Origin of the sequence: Aeromonas simiae (assembly GCF_014892695.1) — a bacterium.
GTDB lineage: Bacteria > Pseudomonadota > Gammaproteobacteria > Enterobacterales > Aeromonadaceae > Aeromonas > Aeromonas simiae.
This window is the reverse complement of record NZ_CP040449.1, coordinates 200,808-226,828: the sequence shown is the minus strand read 5'-3', so window position 1 is coordinate 226,828 and position 26,021 is coordinate 200,808. Positions and strand designations below refer to the sequence as shown.

General features: G+C 62.4%; 25 protein-coding genes. 15 read left to right on the top strand and 10 right to left on the bottom strand.

The features are described from left to right. Positions 1 to 26: 26 nt before the first annotated feature. From FE240_RS01030 to FE240_RS01020, 3 genes are all read left to right on the top strand, one after another. Complete coding sequence (locus FE240_RS01030) at positions 27 to 920, top strand: LysR family transcriptional regulator (RefSeq protein ID WP_193003041.1); 894 nt, start codon at positions 27 to 29, stop codon at positions 918 to 920. 177 nt (positions 921 to 1,097) lie between these two features. Beyond that, entirely contained in the window at positions 1,098 to 1,655 is a 558-nt protein-coding gene (locus tag FE240_RS01025; RefSeq protein ID WP_193003040.1) for a GNAT family N-acetyltransferase, read from the top strand. Further along, entirely contained in the window at positions 1,652 to 2,203 is a 552-nt protein-coding gene (locus FE240_RS01020; protein WP_193003039.1) for a GNAT family N-acetyltransferase, read from the top strand. The genes FE240_RS01025 and FE240_RS01020 overlap by 4 nt, the downstream gene beginning before the upstream one ends. 42 nt (positions 2,204 to 2,245) lie before the next feature. Here the strand turns inward: FE240_RS01020 and FE240_RS01015 are convergent, their stop codons facing one another. The 3 genes from FE240_RS01015 to FE240_RS01005 all read right to left on the bottom strand — a co-directional run bounded on the left by FE240_RS01015 (position 2,246) and on the right by FE240_RS01005 (position 4,999). Beyond that, positions 2,246 to 2,497, bottom strand: a complete 252-nt coding sequence (locus tag FE240_RS01015; protein WP_193003038.1) for a hypothetical protein — start codon at positions 2,495 to 2,497, stop codon at positions 2,246 to 2,248. 287 nt (positions 2,498 to 2,784) lie between these two features. Then, positions 2,785 to 3,828 (bottom strand): oxidoreductase, encoded by a 1,044-nt coding sequence (locus tag FE240_RS01010; RefSeq protein ID WP_193003037.1) that lies wholly within the window; start codon positions 3,826 to 3,828, stop codon positions 2,785 to 2,787. Positions 3,829 to 3,838: 10 nt separating this feature from the next. Further along, on the bottom strand, positions 3,839 to 4,999 hold the full coding sequence (locus tag FE240_RS01005) for a multidrug effflux MFS transporter (RefSeq protein WP_404800068.1): 1,161 nt from the start codon (positions 4,997 to 4,999) through the stop codon (positions 3,839 to 3,841). 168 nt (positions 5,000 to 5,167) lie between these two features. Here FE240_RS01005 and FE240_RS01000 point away from each other — a divergent pair, with 168 nt between their 5' ends. From FE240_RS01000 to hemW, 3 genes are all read left to right on the top strand, one after another. Then, a complete protein-coding gene (locus tag FE240_RS01000) occupies positions 5,168 to 5,854 on the top strand; it encodes a metallophosphoesterase (protein WP_193003035.1) in 687 nt (228 codons plus the stop codon). A gap of 81 nt (positions 5,855 to 5,935) precedes the next feature. Then, positions 5,936 to 6,532 (top strand): XTP/dITP diphosphatase, encoded by a 597-nt coding sequence (locus tag FE240_RS00995; RefSeq protein ID WP_193004388.1) that lies wholly within the window; start codon positions 5,936 to 5,938, stop codon positions 6,530 to 6,532. 66 nt (positions 6,533 to 6,598) lie between these two features. Further along, positions 6,599 to 7,744, top strand: coding sequence for a radical SAM family heme chaperone HemW (gene hemW, locus FE240_RS00990; protein ID WP_193003034.1), 1,146 nt, complete (start codon positions 6,599 to 6,601; stop codon positions 7,742 to 7,744). A 13-nt stretch (positions 7,745 to 7,757) separates the two neighbouring features. Here hemW and FE240_RS00985 read toward each other — a convergent pair whose 3' ends face one another. Further along, positions 7,758 to 7,973: an alternative ribosome-rescue factor A gene (locus tag FE240_RS00985; RefSeq protein WP_042048866.1), complete on the bottom strand. Its 216-nt coding sequence runs from the start codon at positions 7,971 to 7,973 to the stop codon at positions 7,758 to 7,760. A gap of 99 nt (positions 7,974 to 8,072) precedes the next feature. Next, complete coding sequence (gene zntR, locus FE240_RS00980) at positions 8,073 to 8,510, bottom strand: Zn(2+)-responsive transcriptional regulator (RefSeq protein ID WP_193003033.1); 438 nt, start codon at positions 8,508 to 8,510, stop codon at positions 8,073 to 8,075. 347 nt (positions 8,511 to 8,857) lie between these two features. On the opposite strand from zntR, the gene purH reads away from it, so the two are divergent. The 3 genes from purH (at position 8,858) to FE240_RS00965 (ending at position 13,281) form a co-directional block, all read left to right on the top strand. After that, positions 8,858 to 10,450 carry a bifunctional phosphoribosylaminoimidazolecarboxamide formyltransferase/IMP cyclohydrolase gene (gene purH, locus FE240_RS00975; RefSeq protein ID WP_193003032.1) on the top strand — a complete coding sequence of 531 codons (1,593 nt, stop codon included), beginning with the start codon at positions 8,858 to 8,860 and terminating at the stop codon, positions 10,448 to 10,450. 64 nt (positions 10,451 to 10,514) lie between these two features. Continuing rightward, the gene (gene purD, locus FE240_RS00970) at positions 10,515 to 11,804 is read left to right on the top strand and encodes a phosphoribosylamine--glycine ligase (protein ID WP_193003031.1); all 1,290 of its coding nucleotides are present in this window, start codon (positions 10,515 to 10,517) and stop codon (positions 11,802 to 11,804) included. Between the two features lie 112 nt (positions 11,805 to 11,916). After that, on the top strand, positions 11,917 to 13,281 hold the full coding sequence (locus FE240_RS00965) for a nucleobase:cation symporter-2 family protein (RefSeq protein WP_193003030.1): 1,365 nt from the start codon (positions 11,917 to 11,919) through the stop codon (positions 13,279 to 13,281). Between the two features lie 347 nt (positions 13,282 to 13,628). Here FE240_RS00965 and rluD read toward each other — a convergent pair whose 3' ends face one another. After that, the gene (gene rluD / locus FE240_RS00960) at positions 13,629 to 14,609 is read right to left on the bottom strand and encodes a 23S rRNA pseudouridine(1911/1915/1917) synthase RluD (RefSeq protein WP_193003029.1); all 981 of its coding nucleotides are present in this window, start codon (positions 14,607 to 14,609) and stop codon (positions 13,629 to 13,631) included. A gap of 112 nt (positions 14,610 to 14,721) precedes the next feature. On the opposite strand from rluD, the gene FE240_RS00955 reads away from it, so the two are divergent. Next, the gene (locus FE240_RS00955; RefSeq protein WP_193003028.1) at positions 14,722 to 15,477 is read left to right on the top strand and encodes an outer membrane protein assembly factor BamD; all 756 of its coding nucleotides are present in this window, start codon (positions 14,722 to 14,724) and stop codon (positions 15,475 to 15,477) included. A gap of 57 nt (positions 15,478 to 15,534) precedes the next feature. On the opposite strand, the gene FE240_RS00950 is transcribed toward FE240_RS00955, so the two are convergent. The 4 genes from FE240_RS00950 to ypfJ form a co-directional block, all read right to left on the bottom strand. Beyond that, complete coding sequence (locus FE240_RS00950; RefSeq protein WP_193003027.1) at positions 15,535 to 16,863, bottom strand: CoA-disulfide reductase; 1,329 nt, start codon at positions 16,861 to 16,863, stop codon at positions 15,535 to 15,537. 46 nt (positions 16,864 to 16,909) lie between these two features. Continuing rightward, positions 16,910 to 18,310 (bottom strand): L-cystine transporter, encoded by a 1,401-nt coding sequence (locus FE240_RS00945; RefSeq protein ID WP_193003026.1) that lies wholly within the window; start codon positions 18,308 to 18,310, stop codon positions 16,910 to 16,912. A gap of 120 nt (positions 18,311 to 18,430) precedes the next feature. Continuing rightward, positions 18,431 to 19,723 (bottom strand): L-cysteine desulfidase family protein, encoded by a 1,293-nt coding sequence (locus FE240_RS00940; protein ID WP_193003025.1) that lies wholly within the window; start codon positions 19,721 to 19,723, stop codon positions 18,431 to 18,433. Positions 19,724 to 20,013: 290 nt separating this feature from the next. Then, positions 20,014 to 20,862 carry a KPN_02809 family neutral zinc metallopeptidase gene (gene ypfJ, locus FE240_RS00935; RefSeq protein ID WP_193003024.1) on the bottom strand — a complete coding sequence of 283 codons (849 nt, stop codon included), beginning with the start codon at positions 20,860 to 20,862 and terminating at the stop codon, positions 20,014 to 20,016. Between the two features lie 371 nt (positions 20,863 to 21,233). Between ypfJ and FE240_RS00930 the strand changes: the two genes are divergently transcribed. From FE240_RS00930 to FE240_RS00910, 5 genes are all read left to right on the top strand, one after another. After that, a complete protein-coding gene (locus FE240_RS00930; RefSeq protein WP_193003023.1) occupies positions 21,234 to 23,807 on the top strand; it encodes an alpha amylase C-terminal domain-containing protein in 2,574 nt (857 codons plus the stop codon). Between the two features lie 100 nt (positions 23,808 to 23,907). Next, positions 23,908 to 24,423, top strand: a complete 516-nt coding sequence (locus FE240_RS00925; RefSeq protein WP_193003022.1) for a GNAT family N-acetyltransferase — start codon at positions 23,908 to 23,910, stop codon at positions 24,421 to 24,423. 309 nt (positions 24,424 to 24,732) lie between these two features. Further along, positions 24,733 to 24,909 carry a hypothetical protein gene (locus FE240_RS00920; RefSeq protein WP_193003021.1) on the top strand — a complete coding sequence of 59 codons (177 nt, stop codon included), beginning with the start codon at positions 24,733 to 24,735 and terminating at the stop codon, positions 24,907 to 24,909. Between the two features lie 194 nt (positions 24,910 to 25,103). Beyond that, on the top strand, positions 25,104 to 25,478 hold the full coding sequence (locus FE240_RS00915; RefSeq protein WP_193003020.1) for a cytochrome b562: 375 nt from the start codon (positions 25,104 to 25,106) through the stop codon (positions 25,476 to 25,478). Continuing rightward, positions 25,459 to 25,977, top strand: coding sequence for a cytochrome b/b6 domain-containing protein (locus FE240_RS00910; protein WP_193003019.1), 519 nt, complete (start codon positions 25,459 to 25,461; stop codon positions 25,975 to 25,977). Before FE240_RS00915 ends, FE240_RS00910 begins: the two co-directional genes overlap by 20 nt. Positions 25,978 to 26,021 lie beyond the last annotated feature (44 nt).

The window sequence follows — 26,021 nt, the reverse complement described above, 5'->3', positions numbered from 1 at the left end:
ATCTATATTTAATATTGGGTTTTGTTATGTCTCTTGATCTCGATGACCTGCAACTACTGCTCGATGTGGCCCAGTTAGGGAGCTTCAGCCAGGCGGCGGCCATCCGTGGCTGGTCACAACCCATGGTCAGCCAGCGCATCGCCCAGCTAGAACAACAACTGGGGGCGCCACTGTTTCAGCGTCACCGTCGCGGCGCCACCCCCACCCCGGCCTGCCAGCAGTTTCTGCCCGCCGCCGGCCATGCGCTGGCCGCCATCGCCGAGGGGCGCCTCGCCATTCAGGGGGCCCCCGCTCTGCCTCGGGTGCACTTGGCCAGCCTCCCCTCCCTCACCTCTGTGGTGTTCAGCCCACTGCTGATGACGCTGGTCGACAGTGCCTTCGAGATCCGCTGCAACACCGATCACTCCGGCGTCATCATGCAGGAGCTGCTGGCCGGGGAGACCGACATTGGCTTCGTGCTCAAATGTCCGCCGGTCGCCGGCCTACAGATGGAGCTGCTGTGCCGCGCCCCCATCATCGCCGTTGCCTCCCCGCTGCATGCGCTGGCCGGCCAGCAGGGGCTCACTCTGCACGATATCGCTAACCAGCGGCTGGCCCCGCAGCAGTGGGGGCCGGGGTGCGATGCCTTCATCCAACAGTTGCGGCGCCTGCGCCAACCCACCAGCCCACTGCATGCCATCCAGCCGGCGGGGGCGGCGCGCGAGCTGGCGCTGGAGCACGGCTTCATCACCTTGATGCCGGCATTAGCAGTCGAGCGGGATCTTGAACTGGGACGACTGGTGCAACTGGATGTGGTGGATCTGCCCCAGGATCACTGGGATGTGATGATGGCCTGGCGAGGCGGCAAGCGCCCCAATCCGGCCAAGGAAACGGTGTTGGAGGCAGCCCGCGCCATGGCCAGGCGCTGGCGCAAGGAGTAGCGGCGCAAAGGGAAGGAAAGTGAAGTCAGCCCCAGCCGTTGAATGAAAAACAGGCAACAATACAAAATATTGTCATTACGCCTCCTATTTGGGGGATTGTTCCTGGATTCTGCCCTTGGCGTCTCACTCCACGATTGGATAGAGTGAAAAAGAAACCTCTCAACAGCGGAGCCTCCCTTGTTTACTTGGCCATTGGATGAAGACCTCTCCTTGATTTTTTTACGGCCCGAGATGAGTACCGAGCTTTTCACCTTATGCCGTGATAATCGGGACTATCTGGGGCAATGGCTGCCCTGGCCTCCTCTGCTGCGCCACGTCGATGACATGGGGCTGTTTATTCGTCACGCCATCGAGGGGTTTGCCCGTGGCGAAAGCCTGCACTGTGCCCTCGAATATCAGGGAGAGGTGGTAGGAGCCATCGCCTACAACCAGATCGATCGCCGACTTGGCGTCGTGGTCATCGGCTATTGGTTGGCTGAACGCAGGCAAGGCAAGGGCATTATCACTCGCGCCTGTCGTGCATTGATCCAGCACGCTTTCGAGCAGATGGGTATGGAGAAAGTCGCCATCAATACCGCCGTCGATAACCAGGCCAGTCGAGCCGTCTGTGAGCGGCTGGGATTCCAGCTCGAGGGTATCAATCGCAACGCCGAACGGTTGCAACGGGGCATGGTGGATCACGCCTGTTATGGCTTGTTGCGCGAAGAGTGGCAGCAGAGGGAGGCGCGCGGGTGAACCAAATCCCCCATCTTGTCACCGCCCGCACCCGCCTGACCGTGCTGACACCGGATCACGCCGATCTCATCCTCGACTACTACCAGCGTAACCGCAGCCACCTCGAGCCGTGGGAGCCGCAGCGGCCGGCCAACTTCTATACCCTCCCCTTCTGGCACCAACGCCTGCGTGACAGCTACCAGCAGTGCTTCGCCGGTACCGCGCTCAACCTGGCCGCGCTGGATGAGAGCGGCCGCATGATCGCCAGCTGTAACTTCACCAATATCATTCTGGGGGTCTTCCAGGCCTGCCACCTCGGCTACTCTATCGACGCCACAAGGCAGGGAGAGGGATTGATGCAGGAGATCCTGACATGCGCCATCGATCACCTGTTCCAGGAACGCGGCCTGCACCGCATCATGGCCTGCTATATGCCACGCAACGAACGCAGTGGAAGGTTATTGACGCGGCTCGGCTTCGAGCAAGAGGGAAGGGCGCGGGACTACCTGATGATCAATGGTCGCTGGGAAGATCACATTCTCACCTCGAAACTGTGCACCACCCCATAAAAAAACGGGCCCGATGGGCCCGTTTCTTCGTCGCGTGGCGACTTACTTCTTGGCTTCTTCAACAGTAGCGGCGGCAGCGCTGGCAGCCTTCTCTACGGTTTCAGCAGCGGCGCTGACGGCCTGCTCGGTGGTGGCAACAGCTTCGCTGACGGCCTGCTCAGTGGTGGCAGCAGCTTCGCTCACGGCCTGGGCGGCAGTCGCGGCCGGCTCAGCGGCAGGAGCCTTGGCCTCTTCTTTCTGGCCACAAGCGGTCAACATCAAACCCAGGATACCGGCTACCAGTACTTTATTCATCAGTCATTCCTCAAACATGGTGGAGAGATGGCATCTCACCATCCCTGTGAACCGGAGCGAGCCCGGTCTGACACGGTGCGCACTATATCTCTCTGAAACCAGAAGGAAAACGTGTCTCTCAATGAGTTTTTTTTACCGTTTGATAAAAGATAAGACTGTAACGCCACAAGTCAGTAAAAAGTGAGAAATAAACGCACGGAATGTGGTGAAGAACACCAAATTCAGCTCATTTTCTGACAGCAATGACTCACGAAAAAAAGTGCGTTTTTTTTTCTTCTGACCCTGACTCAGACAAAAACTGACTCGCATCCCAGGCGGCGCCCCTCTGCGGCGCTGTGGGTGGCCAGCTCGAGCAGACGCATCACCCGTAGCGCCTCAACCGGCTCCACCGGATTCGCGCCCCGACCCGCAATGGCACGTGCCACCGCAGGATAGTAGCCCGCATAATCACCCGGCACAGGCAGGATGGTGGTCTCCTCGATCTGCTCATCCTGTTGGCGATAGAGCACACCGGCGCTCTCCCCCTCGCCCCAGCCAGGCTGGCCCGGCAGCAAGCCCGCCTTGAGCCAGCTCTCCTGCTGATCGAGCTCGAACTTGAGGTAGCTGCCCCGGTCACCGTGGACGGCAAAGCGTCGCACCCGGTGCGACACCAGCGAGCTCGCACCAAGACGCACCCGCCGTTCGCCATAACCCAACGTCACCTCGAAACCATCGTCACTCAGCGCCCCTGCACGCTGGGCCACGATGTCGGCCTGCAACCAATCGGGCTGGCCGAACAGCTGCAACACCTGATCGAGCAGGTGCGGGCCGAGATCGAACCAGAGGCCGGCGCCAGGGCCTGCCCCCTCGCGCCAGCGCTGGCGAACCACGGGGCGGAAGCGATCGAAGCGGGATTCCATCTGCTTCCAAGCCCCCAGATCCCCGCTTTCGATCAGCCGGCGCAGGGTCAGAAAATCGGCATCCCAGCGCCGGTTATGGAAGATGGAGAGCAGCAGAGCGCGCTCCGCCGCCAGCGTGATGAGCCCTTGCGCCTCGCTCACATCGAGGGCAAACGGCTTGTCGATCACCACATGCTTGCCTGCCAGCAACGCCTGGCGTGCCAACGGGGCATGGGTATCATTCGGTGTGGCAATCACCACCAGCGCGATGGCCGGATCGGCCAGCATGGTCTCCATGTCGCACACCCGCACATCGGGCAGATCCGCATGCACCTTGCTGGCGTCACGGCTGACCACCGTGCTCAGAGCGATCCCCTCGGCGCTGCGCAGCAGGGGGGCATGAAAGGTCTTGCCGGCATAGCCATAGCCCACCAGGGCAGTTTGCAACGTCATCACATTCTCCTCAGTTCAACGCACACAGGCGGCGCCCGCGTCGGGTCAATAGCAACAGCAAAGGCGGCAGCAGCAGCCACATGTGCAGTTCAAGCTGCTGCAATGGCGTGGCCACCAGCACACCGCTCAGACCAACTAGGGCTCCTGCGCCGCTCATCTGGAGCAGCCCCAGCAGGGCCGAGGCCGTGCCGGCACAATGACCAAAGGGAGCCAGCGCCAGTCCGGCAGCGGAGCCGAGCACCATGGCAAATCCGATGCTGGAGATAAACACGGGCCCCATCATGGCCAGCGGCGTCGCCATCCCCTGCAACAGGCTCAGCAGCAGCGCCGACAAGGATATCACGAGCAGACCGGCGCGCAGGGTGCGGCGCGGGCCGAAACGGCCGATAAGGCGCGGCGCCATGAAGCAGGCCAGGATGTTGAGCACAGCGTTAGCGGTAAACCAGTGGCTGAACCCCGCCATGTCGAGCCCCAGCGTCACCATCAACTGCACTGGGGCTGCGGTGACATAGGCGAGGATCACCGCCATTGCCAGCATGCAGAGCGAGGCATTGAACACAAAGCGCGGGTCACCGATGACGGGGCGATAGCGTGCCCAGGCGATGAGCGCCCCCTCGCTGTGGGTCTCGGTCGGGCGGGTCTCTGGCATACGCCACCACAGCCAGCCCCCGACCAGGGCCGCATAGCCGGCCATGAACCAGAAGTTCGCTTCCCAGTGAAAGCGAGTGGTGAGCCAGCCGCCAAGCAGTGGCGCCAGCGCGGGGATGAAACAGATGGCGCCATTGAGGTAAGAGATCATCTGGCCGCTTTTGCTCGGGCCATAACTGTCACGCACCACGGAGAAGGCCGCCACCGAGGTGGCACAGGCCCCCAGCCCCTGCAAAATGCGGGCTGCCATTAGCGCCTCCAACGAGCCGGCGTGGGCCGCCAGCAGCGCGCTGAGTCCATAGATGAACATGCCCCATAGGGCCACCGGCCGGCGGCCATAGCGGTCGGCTAGGGGGCCGGCCAGCAGTTGGCCCAGCCCCATGCTGAAGAGAAAACCGGTGATGGTGGCCTGCATCGAGAGCAGCGGCGCCCCCAGTGACTCGGCCATCAACGGGATGGCAGGCAGGTAGATGTCGATGGCGAGCGGGCTGAACAACACCAACAGGATCAGCAGCAACAACAATCGCACTCGGTGCTCCTTTTCATTACATGGCATTAACGGGTGCGGCGAGTCTACGGCGTCACTGTAATGAACGGAAATGGATTGTATTCACCTCTGTTATTCCCAAAAGGAAAGATAACTGGCGAGCCGCCACGGGTATAGTGATGGCAATGAAGGAGGCGTCATGGCATGCACCGGCATATCGATGTAAGCGGCACCGCCTGGTTCATGGGCGATCTGCACGGCTGCCTGAGTCAGCTGGAGGCGGCCCTCGCCCGCAGCAACTTCCGGCCTGAGCGCGGTGATGCACTCATCGCGGTCGGCGATCTCATCGACCGGGGCCCGGATAGCCTCGCCTGTCTTGCCCTACTTGAGCAGCCCTGGTTTTACAGCGTGCTCGGCAACCACGAGGCGATGCTGCTGGAGGCCATGGCCGGCGATCGCCAGGCCGGCGCCCTGTGGCGCCGCAACGGCGGCGAATGGGCCGATCAGCTCGCGCGCGGCGAGCGCCGCCACCTCTATCAACTGCTGCCACGGGTACGCGATCTGCCTCTGGCGCTGACGGTACGGCTCGCCGGGGGCGAGCGCATCGGCGTGGTGCATGCCGACCCCATCACCCATGACTGGCGCCTGCTGGATGAGGCCTTCTGCGAGCGCTACCGGCGCGATCTGCTGTGGCAGCGCCAGCGCATCACCACCCTGCTGCTGGGTGGCCATATCGATGCACAGATTGCCGGCATCGACCGAGTAGTGATGGGCCACACCCCGCTGCGCGGCCACTGGTTACGTCGGGGCAATCTGTGCTGGCTCGACACCGGCGCCGCCTATCACGGGCACCTCACCTTGCTCGATCAGCACGCCTTGTTGGCCGGCTGAATCCCCCTTGCGCCACATTGTTGCTTTCCCTGTCAGGAGAGAGCGCCTAGAATGCCCCGAAATTCGTTTCGGAGGTAGATGATGAACAAACTCGTACTGGCGACCGGCAATCAGAAGAAGGTCAAGGAGCTGGCAGCCATGCTGGCGGATCTCGACATCCAGGTAGTGCCCCAGAGCGAGTTTGCGGTGAGCGAAGTGGCCGAAACCGGCACCACCTTCGTCGAAAACGCCATCATCAAGGCCCGCCACGCCGCCAAGGTGACCGGGCTGCCCGCCGTGGCCGACGACTCCGGCCTGGAGGTCGATCTGCTACAAGGACGCCCCGGCGTCTACTCGGCCCGCTTCGCCGGCGATCAGGCCTCCGATCGCGATAACATCGACAAGCTCTTGTCCGAGCTGAGCGGCATGCCGACCGAGCTGCGTACCGCCCGCTTCTGGTGTGTGCTGGTCTACATGCGCCACGAAAACGACCCCACTCCCCTCATCTGCCAAGCGAGCTGGGAAGGGCGCATCACCGAGGAGCTGCACGGCCAGAACGGCTTTGGCTACGATCCGGTCTTCTTCGTCCCCTCCGAGGGATGCACCAGCGCCGAGCTGTCGGCCGAGCGCAAGAACCAGTTGAGCCATCGCGGCCAGGCGCTGGCCAAGCTCAAGGCCGCTCTCGCCGCCGCCGACTAATCCTGCACCGAACCGAAAGTGCGATAGACTGGGGCCCACGGGCCCCGTTTTGTTGATGGAACCACCATGCTGCAACTGCCTCCCCTCTCCCTCTACATTCACATTCCCTGGTGCGTGCAGAAGTGCCCCTACTGCGACTTCAACTCCCACGCCCAGAAGGGGGAGCTGCCCCACCAGGAATACGTCGCCGCCCTGCTCGATGACCTAGAGCAAGACTTGCCCATGGCCCAGGGCCGGCCACTGCACTCCATCTTCATCGGTGGCGGCACCCCCAGCCTGCTCAGCGTCGCGGCGATGCAGGCGCTGCTAGATGGCGTCCGCGCTCGCCTCCCACTGGTGGATGATTGCGAGATCACCATGGAGGCCAATCCGGGCACGGTCGAGGCGGAGAAGTTTGCCAGCTTTCGCGCCGCCGGGGTGAATCGCATCTCCATCGGGGTGCAGAGCTTCCAGCAGCAGAAGCTGACCCGGCTCGGCCGTATTCACGGGCCGGACGAGGCGCGCGCCGCCGCCGCGCTGGCCCACGCCATTGCGCTTCCTACCTTCAACCTGGATCTGATGCATGGCCTGCCGGATCAGAGCCTCGATGACGCCCTCTATGATCTCGAGCAGGCCATCACCTGCGCCCCGCCCCATATCTCTTGGTATCAGCTCACCATAGAGCCGAACACGGCGTTCGCCTCCAAGCCGCCGCGCCTGCCAGACGATGAGGTGTTGTGGGAGATCTACGAGCGTGGCCACGCCCTGCTCACCGCCAATGGCTACCGCCAGTACGAGATCTCGGCTTATGCCAAAGAGGGGTACCAGTGCCGCCACAATCTCAACTACTGGCGTTTCGGGGATTACCTCGGCATCGGCTGCGGCGCCCATGGCAAGCTAACCCTGCCCGCCGAGGGGCAGATAGTGCGTACCGCCAAGGTCAAACACCCCAAGGGCTATCTGGAGCCGGGCCGCCCCTATCTGGATCAACGCTGGGTAGTGGAAACGGACGACCTGCCGCTGGAGTTCTTCATGAACCGCTTCCGCCTGTTCGAGCCGGTTCCCAAGACGGAGTTCACCGCCTACACAGGGCTGTCACTGGAACGGGTCGAGAGCGTGCTGGCGATCGCCCAGAGCAAGGGACTGATCACCGACCACGGGGAGAGCTGGCAGCTGACGGCGCTGGGGCACCGCTATCTCAACGTGCTGCTCGAGCTGTTTATGGACGAATAAGAGGGAAGTGCGCTCAGCAGGCGACGAACATCATCGACTGCTGACCGCACTCCCACCCCTTGCGGTGCTTGGGGGTGCGCTGAAAACTGCCCTTGCCCTTGCCGCTTTTCTCGACCCGCACCTGAAACAGGGGCGAGGTCACCAACGCCTTGAGGTGATTGTCATTCACGGTGCCACGCTGATGCTCGTGGGCGGTGGCGACGTCGACCACCTTCTTCTTCTTGGCCATATCGGCTCCTTTTCATCGTATGCCCGGCATGGGGCGGTTAAAAAACGCGCCGATTGTGCGCCCACTTTCATTGCGATGCAATAGATTGCCCACCCCCCTTCACGCCCCGTGCTCGTGATGCTCGTGGTTCCCCGTTTCCCCCGATTCCAGGGTCTCGAGAATGGCGCAGTGCTCGGCCGAACGCGGCCCACCGCAGCAGATGGCGGAGAGCGCCTTGAGGTTCTCGCGAAAGCGGACCAGCTCGTGGATCTTCGCCTCCACTTGGTCGAGCTTGGCGTCGGCCACCGCCTTCACCTCCTGGCAGGTGACGCTGGCCTTATTGCGATCGAGATCGAGCAGCTCGCCGATGTCGGCCAGGGAGAAGCCCACCGACTTGGCCCGCAGGATAAACTCGAGACGGCGACGGTCAGCCTCGCTGTAGAGCCGATAGCCCGCCTCACTGCGAATGCTGGGGGCGAGCAGGCCATTCTTTTCGTAAAAGCGCAGGGTGTCGGCCTTGATGCCGCACGCCTTGGCCAGTTCACCGATCCGGTACATGTCTCCTCCTTACTCTGTTGGCGCTACTGTACACCCGCCACCCACTTTCCCCAATGCGGGCCAGCCTGTTACAACGACAAATTGGACTCGAAAACAATCGTTTGCTTCAAAATCAATGACAAACGTTTAACGCCGCGCCAATCAAGGCCTTGCACCGGCAAAAAATCCCCCACCGCTCACATTTTTTGTGTAAAATGCGCGCCGACAACCAACGCCGCCCTCAAGCGGGTATTTCCCAAAGCTGACTGCTTCAAGTCGGCTTTGTGAAATTCCCCCCACATCATCACGGGGACTCTCGTTGTGCGTGCGCGTGCCCGGGTCCCCATCACCTTGAGGACGATAGAGTAATGGAACAAGCCAGGCCCATCCGCCGCGCCCTGCTGAGTGTCTCGGACAAGACCGGAATCCTTGAGTTCGCCCGCGCCCTGAATGAGCGTGGCGTGGATCTGCTCTCCACCGGAGGCACCGCCAAGCTGCTGGCCGAGGCTGGATTGCCGGTGACCGAAGTCTCCGACTACACCGGTTTTCCCGAAATGATGGACGGCCGCGTCAAGACTCTGCACCCCAAGGTACATGGCGGCATCCTCGGTCGTCGCGACCGTGACGGCGCCATCATGAGCGAGCACGGCATCAACCCCATCGACATGGTGGTGGTCAACCTCTATCCGTTCGCCGCCACCGTGGCCAAACCGGGTTGCACCCTGGAAGACGCCGTCGAGAACATCGACATCGGCGGCCCGACCATGGTTCGCTCTGCTGCCAAGAACCACAAGGATGTCGCCATCGTGGTCAAGGCTGCCGACTATGACCGGGTCATCGCCGAGATGGACAGCAACGGCAATAGCCTGCGCCTTGCCACCCGCTTCGATCTGGCCATCGCAGCCTTCGAACACACCGCCGCCTACGACGGCATGATCGCCAACTACTTCGGTACCATGGTGCCCTCCTATGGCGATAACAAAGAGGGTGACGAGGAGTCCCGTTTCCCGCGCACCTTCAACGCCCAGTTCATCAAGAAGCAGGACATGCGCTACGGCGAGAACAGCCACCAGGGTGCCGCCTTCTATGTGGAAGAGCAGGCCGCGGTAGGCTCCGTCTCCAGCGCAACCCAGTTGCAGGGCAAGGCCCTCTCCTACAACAATATCGCCGACACCGACGCCGCGCTCGAGTGCGTGAAAGAGTTCGCTGAGCCAGCCTGTGTCATCGTCAAGCACGCCAACCCGTGCGGCGTAGCCATCGGCGGCGACTTGCTGGACGCCTACGAGCGCGCCTGGAAGACCGACCCCACCTCCGCCTTTGGCGGCATCATCGCCTTCAACCGTGAACTGGATGGCGCCACCGCCAAGGCCATCGTCGATCGCCAGTTTGTCGAAGTGATCATCGCCCCCGTGGTGAGCCAAGAGGCCCGCGACGCGGTGGCCGCCAAGCAGAACGTGCGTCTGCTCGAGTGCGGACAGTGGACCGCCCCGGCCAGCGGCTTTGACATGAAGCGGGTCAACGGTGGCCTGCTGGTGCAAGAGCGCGATCTGGGCATGGTCACCCTGGACGATCTCCAGGTGGTCAGCCAGCGCCAGCCCACCGAACAAGAGCTCAACGACCTGCTGTTCTGCTGGAAGGTGGCCAAGTTCGTCAAGTCCAACGCCATCGTCTATGCCAAGGACGGGCAGACCATCGGCGTCGGCGCCGGCCAGATGAGCCGGGTCTACTCCGCCAAGATTGCCGGTATCAAGGCCGAGGATGAAGGGCTGACCGTGGCGGGCTCCGTCATGGCCTCCGACGCCTTCTTCCCGTTCCGCGACGGCATCGACGCCGCCGCTGCCGCCGGCATCTCCTGTGTCATCCAGCCGGGTGGCTCGATGCGCGACCAAGAGGTGATCGACGCCGCCAACGAGCACGGCATGGCCATGGTCTTTACCAACATGCGCCACTTCCGCCATTGATAACGAGAGCGCGAGGTGGGTTCGCCCACTTCGCACACGACGAAACGAGCAACGGAAACAGACCATGAAAGTACTGGTGATCGGTAACGGCGGCCGCGAGCACGCCCTGGCCTGGAAGGCCAAGCACTCCCCCCTGGTGAACCGCGTCTTCGTCGCCCCCGGCAATGCCGGCACGGCCCACGAAAGCGGGGTCGAGAACGTGGCCATCTCGGCCACCGACATTCCGGCTCTGGTGGCATTTGCCAAGAGCCAGCAGATCGAACTCACCATAGTCGGGCCCGAGGCACCGCTGGTGAAGGGGGTGGTCGACGCCTTCCGTGCCGAGGGGCTGACCATCTTCGGCCCGACGGCCGCTGCCGCACAGCTGGAAGGCTCCAAGGCCTTCACCAAGGACTTCCTGGCACGCCACGCCATTCCGAGCGCCGCATACCAGAACTTCACCGAGGTGGAGCCGGCTCTGGCCTACCTGCGCGAGAAGGGCGCCCCCATCGTGGTCAAGGCCGACGGTCTGGCCGCCGGTAAGGGCGTCATCGTCGCCATGACCTTGGAAGAAGCCGAAGATGCGGTACGTGACATGCTCTCGGGCAACGCCTTCGGCGACGCCGGCGCCCGGGTGGTGATCGAGGAGTTCCTGGAAGGGGAAGAGGCGAGCTTCATCGTCATGGTCGACGGCGAACATGTGCTGCCGATGGCCACCAGCCAGGATCACAAGCGCGTCGGCGACGGCGATACTGGCCCCAACACCGGCGGCATGGGTGCCTACTCCCCGGCACCTGTGGTCACGGCTGACGTGCACCAGAAGGTGATGGAGCAGGTGATCCTGCCGACCGTGCGTGGCATGGCCGCCGAAGGCAACGTCTACACCGGTTTCCTCTATGCCGGTCTGATGATCGATGGGCAGGGCAACCCCAAAGTGATCGAGTTCAACTGCCGTTTCGGCGATCCCGAAACCCAGCCCATCATGCTGCGCATGAAGTCCGATCTGGTCGAGCTGTGCCTGGCCGCCTGTGCCGGCAAGCTGGATCAGATGGAAGCCGTCTACGACCCGCGCGTCGCCATCGGTGTGGTACTGGCCGCCGGCGGTTACCCCGGCGACTACCAGCAGGGCAAGCCCATCAGCGGCCTGCCGGTTGAGGAGGCGAGCGGCGAGATGGTGTTCCACGCCGGCACCCGCCTGGAAGGCGATACCGTCGTCACCGCAGGGGGCCGCGTGCTGTGTGCCACGGCGCTCGGCCAGAGCGTGGCCGAAGCCCAGCAGCGCGCCTATCAGTTGGCGGCACGCATCCAGTGGGATGGCCTCTTCTACCGCCATGACATCGGCTGGCGCGCCATCGAGCGTGAGCAGGGCAAGTAATCCCCCTGCACTCAAGGGCCCGCTTCTGCGGGCCCTTCTCTTCATCCTGATTCCCCCGCGCCGCGACGGCGGCACGATGTGTTGTAACCCCAAGCCTCGGACAAAACCCACCATGACCAGTGCGTCCCGCCCCCACACGGATCTCATCTACGGATTGGAGGCCAGACCTCCCTTACCCCAAACCCTGTTTGCCGCCCTCCAGCACATGCTGGCCATGTTTGTCGGCATCATCACCCCCCCGCTCATCATCGCCTCCTCGCTGGGGCTCAGTGCCGAGGAGAGCCGCTACATCGTCTCCATGTCGCTGCTGATGTCGGGCATCGCCTCCTTCATCCAGACCCGTCGCTTCGGCCCGGTCGGCTCGGGGCTGCTCTCGGTGCAGGGCACCAGTTTTAACTTCCTCGGCCCCATCATCGCCTCTGGGCTGGCCCTCAAGCAGGCGGCCATGCCCGAAGAGCAGATGCTGGCCACTCTGTTTGGCACCATACTGGTCGCCTCCCTCAGCATGATAGTGGTGAGCCGCTGCCTGCACCTGATCCGCCAGGTGATCACGCCGCTGGTCACCGGCATCGTGGTGCTGCTCATCGGTCTGACCCTGATCAAGGTGGGTCTGGTCAGCATGGGCGGCGGCTTTGCCGCCATGCAGGATGGCAGCTTCGGCAGCCTGGAGAATCTGGGGCTCGCCCTGCTGGTGCTGCTCACCATAGTGCTGTTGCAGCGCAGCCAGAACCCCTGGCTGCGGCTGTCGGCCATCGTCATCGCCATGGTACTCGGCTATGCCGTTGCCTTCCTGATGGGGCGTGTCACCCTGCCTACCCTGCCGGACGAGTGGATCGCCCTGCCGCGCATTCTGCACGTGGGGCTGGCGTTTGACTGGTACCTCTGCATCCCCCTCACCGTCATCTTCGTGGTGACTGCGCTTGAGGCCATCGGTGACATGACCGCCACCTCGGATATCTCAGGGGAGCCGGTAGAAGGCCCGGTGTACATGGAGCGGATCAAGGGGGGCGTGCTCTCCGACGGCATCAACTCCATGCTGGCCGCCCTGGTGGGTACCTTTCCCATGTCGGTGTTTGCCCAGAATAACGGGGTGATCCAGCTAACCGGCGTCGCCAGCCGCTATGTCGGCTTCTTCATCGCCGCCATGCTGGTGCTGCTCGGCCTGCTGCCGGGCGTGGCCGCCCTGATCCAGCAGATCCCCGAACCGGTGCTGGGTGGGGCCACCATCGTCATGTTCGGCACCATCGCCGCCGCCGGGGTGCGCATCATCTCCCGCGAGACCCTCGATCGCCGCGCCCTGATGATCCTGGCGGTGTCGCTGGCCATGGGGCTGGGGGTCGCCCAGGTGCCCGAAGTGCTGCAACACCTGCCGGAGCTGCTCAAAAGCGTGCTCTCGTTCGGCGTCGCTACCGGCGGTATCACCGCCATGTTGCTCAACCTGCTGCTGCCACGCCGCGCCATCGCCACGGCGCGCTGATCCTCGTGACCCCGCATGGGGCGCCGCTGGCGCCTCATGCCTCTCCCATCACTCCTGCCGACCGGCCCCTACTAACATCTGGGATCTGGTCACCGGCGATCGCAGAGCCTGCCCATAGCGCATCGCCACCATGGCGGGAAATCATCCCCGAGCAAGGCATCAAGCCAAGATGAAGATAAGGCGAATACAAGGAGGCGTAAGAGGAATGGCAGAAAGAGGCGACAGACGCGCAAGGAGGGAATAGGGCTATCGAAGGAAGATGGCCGACCTCAGGACGAGGTCTGCTAACACCACAGGGGACACAGATAGCGCAGAGGGGGACTCGCCCCCCTCGTTGCTATCAGCGTTTACATCCAGACCAGATCGTTGGGGTTGGCCTCGGTATCGGCTCGCAGCACCTCCATCAGCGCCACCATGTCCTGTGGGGTGGGCGAGTGCCACTGCATCATCTCACCAGTAATGGGATGGGCCAGTTGCAGCATGGTGGCGTGCAGAGCCTGACGGCGGAAACCACGCAGGGCCTCAGTCAGCTCAGGCGTGGCGTTGCGCAGCGGGCGCAGGCGGCCACCATAGACAGGATCGCCCACCAGCGGGTGCTTGATGTGAGCCATGTGTACCCGGATCTGGTGGGTACGGCCGCTTTCCAGGCGCAGACGCAGGCGGGTGTGACCACGGAACTTCTCGTGTACCCGGTAGTGGGTGACCGAAGGGCGACCGTTCGGCACCACCGCCATGTGGGTACGCTGGGTCGGGTGGCGGCCGATGGGGGCATCAACGGTGCCGCCGGCGGTCATGTGACCGATGGCGATCGCCTCATACTCACGAGTGATCTGGCGGGCCTGCAAGTCTTCCACCAGATGGGTCTGGGCCGGAACTGTCTTGGCGATCACCATGAGGCCGGTGGTGTCCTTGTCGAGACGGTGCACGATGCCGGCACGCGGTACTTCGCCGATACCGGGGTAACGGTGTAGCAGGGCGTTGAGCACAGTGCCGTCCGGGGTACCGGCCCCCGGATGGACCACCAGACCGGCGGGCTTGTCGATCACCAGGATGTGTTCGTCCTCAAACACGACGTTGAGTTCGATATTCTGGGCATCGAAGCGGGTATCCTCTTCCAGCTCGGCGCGAATATACACGCTCTGCCCGGCTAGGATTTTCTCGCGCGGAGTGTTGGCCACCTGACCATCCAGGGTCACTCTGTCCTGTAAGATCCACTCTTTGATGCGGGTCCGGGAGTAGTCCGGAAAGAGTTCGGCCAACGCCTGGTCAAGGCGCTGTCCATATTGGTGATCCTGGAATTCACCGGTCAGTTCAATTTGCTGGCTCATCTAACGTCTCTGGAGCAGTTATCTATTCGAAGAACGGGATATTCTAGCTTTTCTTTTAGCCAAGCATAACGGATACTTTGCCCATTTCGTGGAAATGGACCGGATGTTGTTGATGGTAAAGAAGTCTAGCCTGCTGTTATCACTGGCCCTGGCCGTCGTTATGGCCACGGGTTGCTCCAGCTCCAAGCCCAAAGTACCGGACGAGCCGCCGGAGACCCTCTATCAGAAAGCGCGCGTCAAACTGGACACCGGCAACTACGCAGGTGCGGTCGAACTGCTCGAAGCGCTCGACTCACGCTATCCGTTCGGCGCCTACTCCACCCAGGTGCAGCTGGATCTCATCTATGCCTACTACAAGCAGGATGACAACGCCCAGGCGATCGCCAACATCGACCGTTTCATCCGCCTGAATCCGGCGCACAAGAACATCGACTACGTCTATTACATGCGTGGTCTCACCAACATGGCGGCTGACTACAACTTCTTCCAGGATCTGCTCGGCATCGATCGGGATGACAAGGACCCCGGTTACGCCCATCAGGCTTTCCAGGACTTCAAGCTGTTGCTGCAAAACTACCCCAGCAGCCAATATGCCCCGGATGCCCGTGCCCGCATGATCGGCCTGAAGAACCGTCTGGCCAAGTACGATCTCAGCGTGGCCGAGTACTACGTCAAGCGTGATGCGCTGGTGGCGGCGGCCAACCGCGCCAAGCAGCTGGTGCAGGATTTCCCCGACACCCCGCAGGCCGAACGCGCCCTCGAGATCATGGTTGAATCTTATGAAGCGCTGAAAATGCCCGGCCTGGCCCAAAACGCCCGTGCCGTGCTGGCCAAGAACTACCCGGACAACAGTCTGGCGCGCGGTTAAACCCGAGCAATGAAAAACCGGAGCCTGTGGCTCCGGTTTTTTTATGGGCGTTTGCCGTTATTTGGCCACGTTGCCCGCCACGTTGAGCGCATCCCAGGTGCGGGAGAAGGGCGGTGCATAGGCAAAATCGATCATCCCTAACTGCGCCGTGGTCACCCCCATGGTGATGGCGACCGCCAGGGCATCGATGCGGTGTACCGCCCCCTTGCGACCTAGGATCTGCCCCCCCAGCAGACGCTGACTACCCGCCTCGTACACCAGCTTGACGTACAGGTCAGACTGCCCCGGGCAGTAGTTGGTATGGCACTTGTCCTTGATGACCACGCAGCGGTAGTCAAGGCCGAGCTGCTGCGCCTCGCGCTCAGAGAGACCGGTGCGCCCTGCCTCCAGCCCCAGCACCTTGAGGGCGGCTGAGCCGAGCGTGCCCGGGAATGTCGCGCTGCCACCAGCCAGGTTCTCGCCCACCAGGCGGCCGAGCTTGTTGGCGATGGTGGCCAGCGGCACATAAGCCTGCTGCTGTTTCACGCTATGCCAGACACTGGCGCAGTCGCCGGCGGCCCAGACGTTCGGCAGCGAGCTGCGCCCTTGTCTGTCCACCTCGATGGCCCCGTTACCAAGGCGAGCGATGCCAGTGCCGTCGAGAAAGGCGGTGTTGGGGCGAACCCCAGTGCAGACCACGACGATATCGGCCTCGTACTCCCCTTTATCGGTGCGCACGGCCGTGACGCCCTCCTCACCGAGCAGGGCCTCGACCCGCTCACCCAGGTGCAGCTCAACCCCCTGCTCGCGCAGCTCTTGCTCGATGTGGGTGGTGATCTCGGCATCAAACGCCTCGGGGATAACTCTCTCGGCTAGCTCAATGAGGCGCACCTGCTTGCCTTGATGCACCAGCGCCTCGACCACCTCCAGCCCGATGAAGCCCGAGCCGATGACCACGGCTCGCGGTCGCGCCTTATCCTCGGCGGCGGCCTTAAGGGCCAGCCCGTCGGCCATGCGCCGCAGGCCGAACACGCCGGGCAGGGTAATACCAGGGATAGGCGGCATCACCTCGCAGGCGCCGGTGGCGATCATCAGGCGATCGTAGCGATCCTCGAAAGTGTCGCCGTCATGCTCGACGGTGAGGGTCTGGCGGACGGGGTCCAGAGCGCTGACCCGGTGGCCGGTCTTGACCTCGATACCACGCGCCGCAAACTGCTCGACACTGAACTCGGCCATGAACTCGGGGTTCTGAAAATCGTCACCGACGAAATAGGGCAGGCCACAGGCCCCGAACGAAATGACCTCGGAGGCCTCGTAGACGACGATCTCGGCCTCTTTGATGAGGCGGCGCGCCTTGGCCGCCGCGCTCATGCCGGCAGCTTCGCCGCCAATGATCAGGATACGCATGGTTGACTCCTGTAAGGGCGGGGCGCGAACGCCCCGCGACATCGGGTTAAACGGCTGACTCTTCCCCGTCCAGCACCGGCGCTTCATCGCGGTTGAACAGGGACATGTCGGTCTGACCGAGCAGGCGGCTGGTAATGGTGCCTGCGGTCACCGAGCCAGAGACATTGAGGGCGGTGCGCCCCATGTCGATGAGCGGCTCAATGGAGATAAGCAGGCCTGCCAGAGCCACCGGGAAGTCGAGGGAGGAGAGCACGATGAGGGCGGCGAAGGTAGCACCACCGCCGACTCCGGCTACCCCGAAGGAGCTGACGGTGATGATGGCGATCAGGGTCATGATGAAGCCGGGATCGAGCGGGTTGATGCCCACGGTGGGGGCAATCATCACTGCCAGCATGGCCGGGTAGATACCGGCGCAGCCGTTCTGGCCGATGGTGGCCCCAAACGAGGCAGCAAAGTTGGCGATCCCCTCCGGCACGCCCAGCGCCTTGGTCTGGGTCTGTACGTTCATCGGAATAGCGCCAGCGCTGGTGCGCGCAGTAAAGGCAAACGCCAGCAGCGGCAGGATCTTCTTGAAGAAACGCAGCGGATTGAGGCCAACCAGGGAGACCAGCAGCAGGTGCACCGCAAACATGATGGCGATGGCGCCATAGGAGGCGAGCACGAAGTTGAGCAGGTTGAGGATGTCGGCATAGTTGGCGCCACAGACCACCTTAGCCATCAGGGCCAGCACGCCATACGGAGTGAGGCGCAGCACCAGGGTCACCATGCGCATCACGATGGCGTGGGCCACCTCCATGAAGCTGTCAAAGCGAGCGAAGATCTCCGGTTTCTTGCGGGCGATACCGGTGGCCGAGAGGCCGATGAAGATGGAGAAGATCACCACGGCGATGGTGGAGGTCTTGCGCGCACCGGTCATGTCGAGGAAGGGGTTGGCCGGGATGAACTCCTGCACCAGCTTGGCAAACGAGAGCCCCTCCACGCTGCCGAGGGAGTGTTGCAGCGCCGCCCCTCGCGCGGTTTCAGCGGCGCCAGCGGTGAGCCCCTCGGCGGTGAGACCGAACAGGTTGGACATCAAGATACCGGCCCCGGCGGCAAGCATGGTGGTGAAGATGAGCACCCCTATGGTCATGGCGCTGATCTTGCCAAGCGAGCTGCCGCCGCTGAGCTTGAGGATGGCGCCGATGATGGAGACCATGATGAGCGGGATGACGATCATTTGCAGCAACTGCACATAGCCGTTACCAACGATGTCGAGGTAGTCGACCGTGTGGGCGATGACCGGCGAGCCGCTGCCGTACAGCAGATGCAGGCCGGCCCCGAGCAGAACGCCAAGACCGAGGCCGGAGAAGACCCGGCGGGTGAAGCTCACGTGTTTTTGCTGCAAACGGTAGAGAAAAAGCAGCAGCATGACCAAGATGGCCAGATTTCCTATGACGCTGAGAGTCATGGTGTTGTCCCCTAAGAAACGGGTTGTGCCCGTAATGAGAGACGCCCGTGGCAACGGGCGTCGGTGGTTGTCATCGGCGGAGATCCGCCTGAAAGCGCGGGGCGGACTGACCGCCCGCCATCATGAGGTGTGACCCTTTTGTTTGGTCCGCATGATGTTGATGATCTCGATGTCGGTATCGAGCATCCCCTCCCGGGAGAGCCGCCCCAGGTTGGCAATGGTCTTGTCCACATCCTCTTCCACTATCCCCTCGCTCTGGGTTACCCGCAGGTTGTTGATGGCAAGCAAGGAGGATTTCACCGCCGCCGAGGTGGAGGTGGAGACCTTCATCGAGCAGGCGCTGCCAGCACCGTCGCAGATGATACCGGAAACGTCGCCGATCATGTTGTTGATGCAGTGACTGATCTGCTCGTACTGGCCACCGAGCAGCCAGGTGATGGCAGCGCCGGCCCCCATGGCGGCGGTACTGGCCGCGCACAGGGCCGAGAGCTTGTTCTGGTAGGTCTTGATGTAGATGGCGATGAGGTGGCTCATCACCAGGGCGCGGGTGAGCTGCTCGTCGTCGGCCTTGAGAAAGCGGGCGGCGGCCACCACCGGCATGGTGGCGGCAATTCCTTGGTTGCCTGAGCCGGAGTTGGACATGGCCGGCAGCATGGCGCCATCCATGCGCGCATCCGAGGCTGCCGAGGCGAGACGCATGGCGAGCGTCATCAAATCATCGGAGAGCAGCTTGCGCTCGACCTGCTCCGTCAGGATCTGGCCGATGCGCAGGCCATAGCCCTGCAACCCCTCGTCGGCAAGGGCTTGGTTGAGATGGGCCGCCTCCAGGATGAAGGCGATCTCGGCGTGCGGCACCGCTAGGGCAAACTCGACAATCTGGCGCAGGGTCATGGCCGGTTGATGAGATTGAGCCGGCTGCACCTGCACACCGGGGGCACTGTCTTGTTGCAGCAGCACCTCGCCATCTCTTTCCATCAAAGTGATGCGGGTGTGATCGGTGCAGATAATGACCCGCGCCGTGTGGCCATGAGCCTCGGCCAGCACCTCGGCGTAGAGCACATCCGGCACCGCCTTCACATCGACCGAGATCGACGGCAGCAGGGTCTTGGCGTGGGCAATTTGCTCCGGCGTGAGGGACTTGAGCACCTCCAGCCCCCCTTGCGGGTTGCCCCCCACGGCGCCAACGGCTGCCGCGACCGGCAAGCCGATCATGCCGGTGCCGGGCACGCCGACCCCCATGCCGTTCTTAAACAGGTTGCCGCTGACCCAGACGCTCATCCGCTGCGGCTCTTCCCCCAGCAACTGACGGCAGTTAGCTGCCGCCAGGGCGACCGACATGGGCTCGGTACAACCGAGGGCGGGCACTACCTCGCGCCGGAGCAGCGCGATGAAATCGGACCATTGTTGCATCATGGGGCTCTCGTGTTCTGCGTGTAATGGGGGCGCCGCGCCCCGGCACTCTGTGGGGCCACAGGGCCTTGGCTCAACAAAAGTTGAAGCCATGGGTGCTGATACACGCCATGGTAACCATGGCGTTGGCGCGACTCAATCCGATGCCCACACAATAGGCTCAAATTTTTTTGAGGCAGGGCGAGGCACCATGCGCCACCCGGAGACAATGCCCCTCCTGCCGGGGTCATCCGTGTGAATCCCACAAAAAACGGAGTCCGCAGACTCCGTTTTCAGGTCGGTGACAAGAGGCCTCACACCCCCTTGCTGGCAAAGGTGTTGCACACCTCGGGCTTGCCACTGTCAAAGCCACGCTTGAACCACTCATAGCGCTGGGCCGAGCTGCCGTGGGTGAAGCTGTCCGGCACCACCCGCCCATGCGCCTGCTGCTGCAAGCGATCGTCGCCGATCGCCTCGGCGGCGTTGAGGGCATCTTGCAGATCTCCGCCCTCAAGAACCTGCTCACGCTCCATATAGTGGCCCCACACCCCGGCAAAGCAGTCGGCTTGCAGCTCCATCTTGACCGAGAGTTTGTTCTGGGCCGTCTGGCTCAGGCCGCGTTGCTGCTCACGTACCTGACGTTCGATACCGAGCAAGGTCTGCACATGGTGGCCCACCTCGTGTGCCACCACATAGCCTTGGGCAAAGTCACCGCCCGCCCCCAGCTTGTCGCGCATCTCCTGATAAAACGAAAGATCGATGTAGACGGAGCGATCGGCCGGGCAGTAGAACGGCCCCATCACCGCCTGCCCCTGGCCACAGCCGGTGCGGGTCGCGCCACGATAGAGCACCAGTTTGGGGGCTTGGTACTGTTTGCCCGCCTGACGAAACAGGCTCTCCCAGGAGTCTTCTGTCGAAGCCAGGATCTTGGAGGTAAAGCGCGCCAGCTCATCATCTTGTGGCGAGATCGCCTGCTGCTGCACCTGACCCGGAGCCCCGCCGCCCAGCAGAGGCGTCAGATCGATACCGTAATAACCGGCCACCAACACCAGGATCAGCACCCCAATTCCGCCCTTGCCACGCAGCGGTAACGCAGAGCGGCCGCCCCCCTGTCCACGGCGATCTTCCACATTGGCGCTCTCGCGCCGATCGTCCATCCGCATATCCGCACCTCACTGATTCATTGGCCGCTTATATTAGGCGCCACGGCGATTCCCCCCAAGCCGCCTCACCCAAACCGGTGGCACTTTGTCACCCTCTGCGTCACCTCCTGTCGACAGATCGTCTCCACGAAGCCTGCGTCATCCCACACCGGCAAGGCTCATCAGAAAAGCCGTCGCCGCACATCAGACATTCTGCGCGTTCGCCGCTTTTGAAAGCATTTTCATTCACAGATCTCAACTAATTCCAACTGTTCGATTTTCAACCTCATCGATTTCATTGATGCTATTGAGCCGAACGAGGGTTGTTCGTAGTTCGTTCGATATTCATGCAGTGATAAATCAATAACAGCAACGTCGAAGGGAAAATCGTCATGCAAAGCACACTGTTTCGAACCGCCGTGCTGGCTGCCGTGCTGGGCTCATTTAGCCACAGTGCCGCCGCCGAAGGCGTCATGGTCCACCTGTTCCAATGGAAGTTCAACGATATCGCCAACGAGTGCGAGAAGGTACTCGGCCCCAAGGGATTCGGAGGGGTACAGATCACGCCGCCGGCCGAACACAAGCAGGGGAGCGAGTACTGGTGGACCGTCTACCAACCGGTCAGCTTCAAGAATTTCAACAGCTTCGGCGGCAGTGAGGCCGAACTCAAGAGCATGATCGCCCGCTGTAACGCAGCCGGGGTCAAGGTCTATGCCGATGCCGTCTTTAACCAGCTCGCCTCTGGTACCGGTACCGGCACCGGCGGTAGCAGCTACAACTCGGGGCAGTATCAGTATCCCCAGTTCGGTTACAACGACTTCCACCACAGCGGTGACATCACCACCTACAGCGACAGCAGCAACGTCTGGAACGGCGCCCTCTATGGCATGCCGGATCTCAACACCGGCTCCTCCTACGTGCAGGATCAGATCGCCACCTACATGAAGACCCTGCTCGGTTGGGGCGTGGCGGGCTTTCGTATCGATGCCGCCAAACACATGGCCCCTGCCGATGTGAAGGCCATCCTCGACAAGGCCGGCACACCCAAAGCCTATCTGGAAGTGATCGGTGCCGGCGGCGAGTCGCCCGACATCCAACCCAACCGCTACACCTACATCGATCGGGTCACCGACTTCAAATACGGCACCGATCTGGCCGCCAACTTCAACGGCCAGATCAAAAACCTCAAGACTCTGGGCGAGAGCTGGGGCCTGCTCCCCTCAAACAGCGCCTTCGTCTTCGTGGTCAACCACGATCGCGAACGCGGCCACGGTGGTGGCGGCATGCTCACCTTCATGAATGGCGCCCGCTATGAGCTAGCCAACACCTTCATGATGGCCTGGCCCTATGGCTGGAAGCAGGTGATGTCGGGCTACCGCTTCGCCGACATGGGCAAGTACGAAACCGACAAGGGCGCGCCTTCCAGCACCCCCTGTACCGACTCCCAGTGGAACTGCGAACAGCGCCGCCCGACCATCATGAACATGGCCATGTTCCACAACAAGACCGACGGCCAACCGGTCAGCAACTGGTGGGATAACGGCAACAACCAAATCGCCTTCGGTCGCGGTGACAAGGGCTTTGTTGCCATCAACAACGAGAGCGGCAGCCTGGTGGCCAGCGTCCCGACCGGCCTGCCGGCTGGCGAGTATTGCAACATCCTTGGCGGTGACAGCTATTGCAGCGGCAGCTACATCACGGTCGATGGTAGCGGCAAGGCCAGCCTCAATGTGCCCGGCATGAAGGCCGTCGCCATCGTAGCGGGCTGCACCAAGGCCACCCCATGCAGCAGTGTCATCGTGGGCAACAAGTTCAGCAGCATGAACATCCGCGGTACTTACAACGCCTGGGGCAACACCGCCATGACGGTCGATGCCAACCGCGTCTGGTCCGCCACCGTGACCTTGACCGGCGCCGGCGATGCCACCGGTGCCCAGCGCTTCAAGTTCGACGTGTTCGGCAACTGGACCGAAAACTACGGCGATAACGAAGGGGATGGCATTGCCGACAAGGGCAGCACCAAGGACATCTATGTCAGCGGTGCCGGCACCTATCGCATCTCCCTCAAAGAGAGCGACATGAGCTATACCGTCACGCCGCTGACCAGCAACCAAGCTCCGGTCGCCGCCATTTCGCCCAAGACCCTCAGCGTCACGCTCGGTGACAGCGTGGTGTTCGACGCCTCGGCCTCCAGCGATGATGCCAGCGTGGTGAGCTACAGCTGGTCCACCGGCGGCAGCGCCAAGACCGAGACCGTGCTGTTCGACACCCTGGGTAGCCGTACCATCACTGTGACCGTGACCGATGCCGAGGGGCTGACCTCCAGCGCCAGCGCCACCGTCAACGTCACCGATGTCAACGGCAGCTACACCAGCGTGTTGCCGACCCTGAACTTCCGTGGCACCCCCAACAGCTGGGGCTCCCTGGCCATGACCCTGGTTGGCGACAATCAGTGGGAAGCCCTGGTCACCTTCGACGGTCAAGCCAACCAGCGCTTCAAGTTCGACGTCAAGGGCGACTGGACCCAGAACTACGGCGATACCAACAAAGATGGCGTGGCCGAGCAGACCGGAGCCGATATCTACACCACGGTCACCGGCCAGTACCGCGTACGCTTCAATGACCAGACCCTGCAATACAGCCTGACCCCGGTCACGGTGAGCTATGCCAAGAACCTTGCCAGCCTAAACATTCGCGGCACCACCAACAGCTGGGGCACCACCCCCATGACCCTGGTCGGCGATCACCTGTGGCAGGCCACCGTCAACTTCACCGGTGCCGGTGATGGTAACGGCGGTCAGCGCTTTAAGTTCGACGTCTTGGGGGACTGGACCCAGAACTACGGCGACACCAACAAAGATGGCGTGGCCGAGCTGACCGGCGCCGACATCACCACCTCTGTGGTGGGTACCTACGTGGTGCGCTTCAACGACCAGACCCTGGCCTACACCCTGAGCGCCCAGTAACAAAGGCGGGGTGCAAGGCCCCACCTGACAGGGCACTGGCACCCCACCGGCGCCGGACGCTAACATGGCCTCCTCCCCATCAGGGCAGGAGGCCCTTTTCATGGTACAGATCTCCCGACTCAATACCCTTGGCACAGAAGATGCCCGCGCCCTTGCTCACCTGCTGATCGTGACCGTGCAGGACGGTGCTTCCATTGGCTTTATGGCCTCCCTCGATGCCCACCAAGCCGACACCTACTGGCAAGAGGTGGCCCGCGAGCTACCGCTCGGGCTACATCTGTGGGTGGCACACCGTGATGGCGCCATCCTGGGTACGGTGCAGCTCGCCCCGTGCGGCAAAGACAACGGTCGCCACAGAGGGGAGGTGCAAAAGCTGTTCGTCCACCCGGCGGCGCGCGGTCTCGGTATCGCCCGCACCCTGCTCGCTACTCTGGAAGAGGAGGCATGCCGCCTTGGGCTGACCCTACTGGTACTCGACACCGAAGCTGGCTCGGATGCCGAGCGCCTCTACCGACGGCAAGGCTGGCAAAAGTGCGGCGAAATCCCAGATTATGCCCTCTCACCGGATGGTCGCCCCCATGCCACCGCCTACTACTACAAGCGGCCTGGCGCCTGACGCCACTGGTAGCGCGAACAAAAAACAGGCAAATAGTGCTTGCATCTTGTGGGGAAGCGCCGCAGAATGCGCGCCGGCCAGTCAAGACGGCCCGCTTGTGTTATCCCCTGCCATACCCGCCGCCACGTTTGTCAGTTTTTCACAATCCCCCAGTCTGAACCGGCTCGGCTCCCTATCGGAGTCAACGCGATCCATTCCTCCCTTGCACTGTCCCGTTATCTGCGGGAAAGGGATCCTGAACCACGCCACCCAGGTGCCGTTTTTGCGAACAGAGGAGTCATCAAAACCTATTTAGTTGTGAGAAATACCATGAAAAAGATCACTACCCGCAAGCCGTTGCGACGCTGCAAGCCGCTTGAACTTCCCCTGCACGACGTGTTGTCCGATCACCCCTTTTTGATCCAGTTCAGCACCTGCTACAGCGGAGGCTATGCCATCCAGTGCGATGGCCTGCCCGGCGAGTTCTCCATCGAAGATCTCGTCTGATCCCCGGCTTGGGTCGCAGCTCACGGCGACCCACCCTCTCTACACCCTCGTAACCATTTCGCCATTTCCTTACCAAAAAAGACGTACTTTTCACGAACCTTTCACCCTTTGCCGTGGCATGATGTGCAGTGCGATCCTCGCGCATGATTCTCAAACGAATAACTCGCATGTCGTGCAACCATAAGGAAATCATCATGTTGAAAACTGTTCGTCCCCTGCTTCTGCCCCTGCTGCTGGGCGCCTTCACTCTGCCTGCCCTGGCAGGCGATCTCGAGCAACCGATGAAGAAGATCGGTTTCAACTACAAGCAGGCCGTCAAGGCCGATGACCCGGCCACCATGGAGAAGTTCATCACCCAGATGAAAGATGAGGTGGAAAAGGCCAAGGGCCGCGAGATGCCGACCGCCAAGAAGGCCAAGTTCCTAGAAGGGTTGGACGAGGTGCAGACCGAGCTCGATGCCAGCCTGGCCGCCCTCAAGAGTGGCGATCAGGAAAAAGCACGCGCCCACCTGGCCAAGGTCAATGACCTGAAGAAGGAGTATCACAAGTATGCCAAGCAGAAGGGTTGATACCTTTCGCTGGGATCCCCTGGTCAGGGTCGTACACTGGGGGATCGTGTTCTGCTGCGCCGCCAACCTCTGGTTCGACGAAGCAGGCGAAGCGCTGCACGAGCAGCTCGGTTATCTGGTCATGGTACTGATCGGGGTGCGCCTCTTGTGGGGCGTCACCTTTGCCGGCCAATATGCCCGCCTCGGCACCCTCTGGCCCACCCTGAGCGAGCTGCGCCAGCAGCGGGAGGCACTGCGCGATCGCCAGCCGCCCGCCCCCGGCCATCACGGCAGTGGCAAGCTGGCCGTGTGGGCGTTATGGCTCACCGTACTGGCCACCGCCTTCACCGGCTGGCTGCAAAACACCGAAGCCGGCTTCGGCTGGGGCGCCGACGAGTGGCACGAAGGGTGCGTCTGGCTATTGCAAGGGTTGATTGCCCTGCACCTGGCCGCCCTGCTTTTCACCTCGTGGCGCCAGCGCAGTAACCTGGTTCGCCGCATGCTACCCGGACGCGACTAACCCCGCCGGCTATGACACACTGGGCTCCCTATCACCTGAGAGGG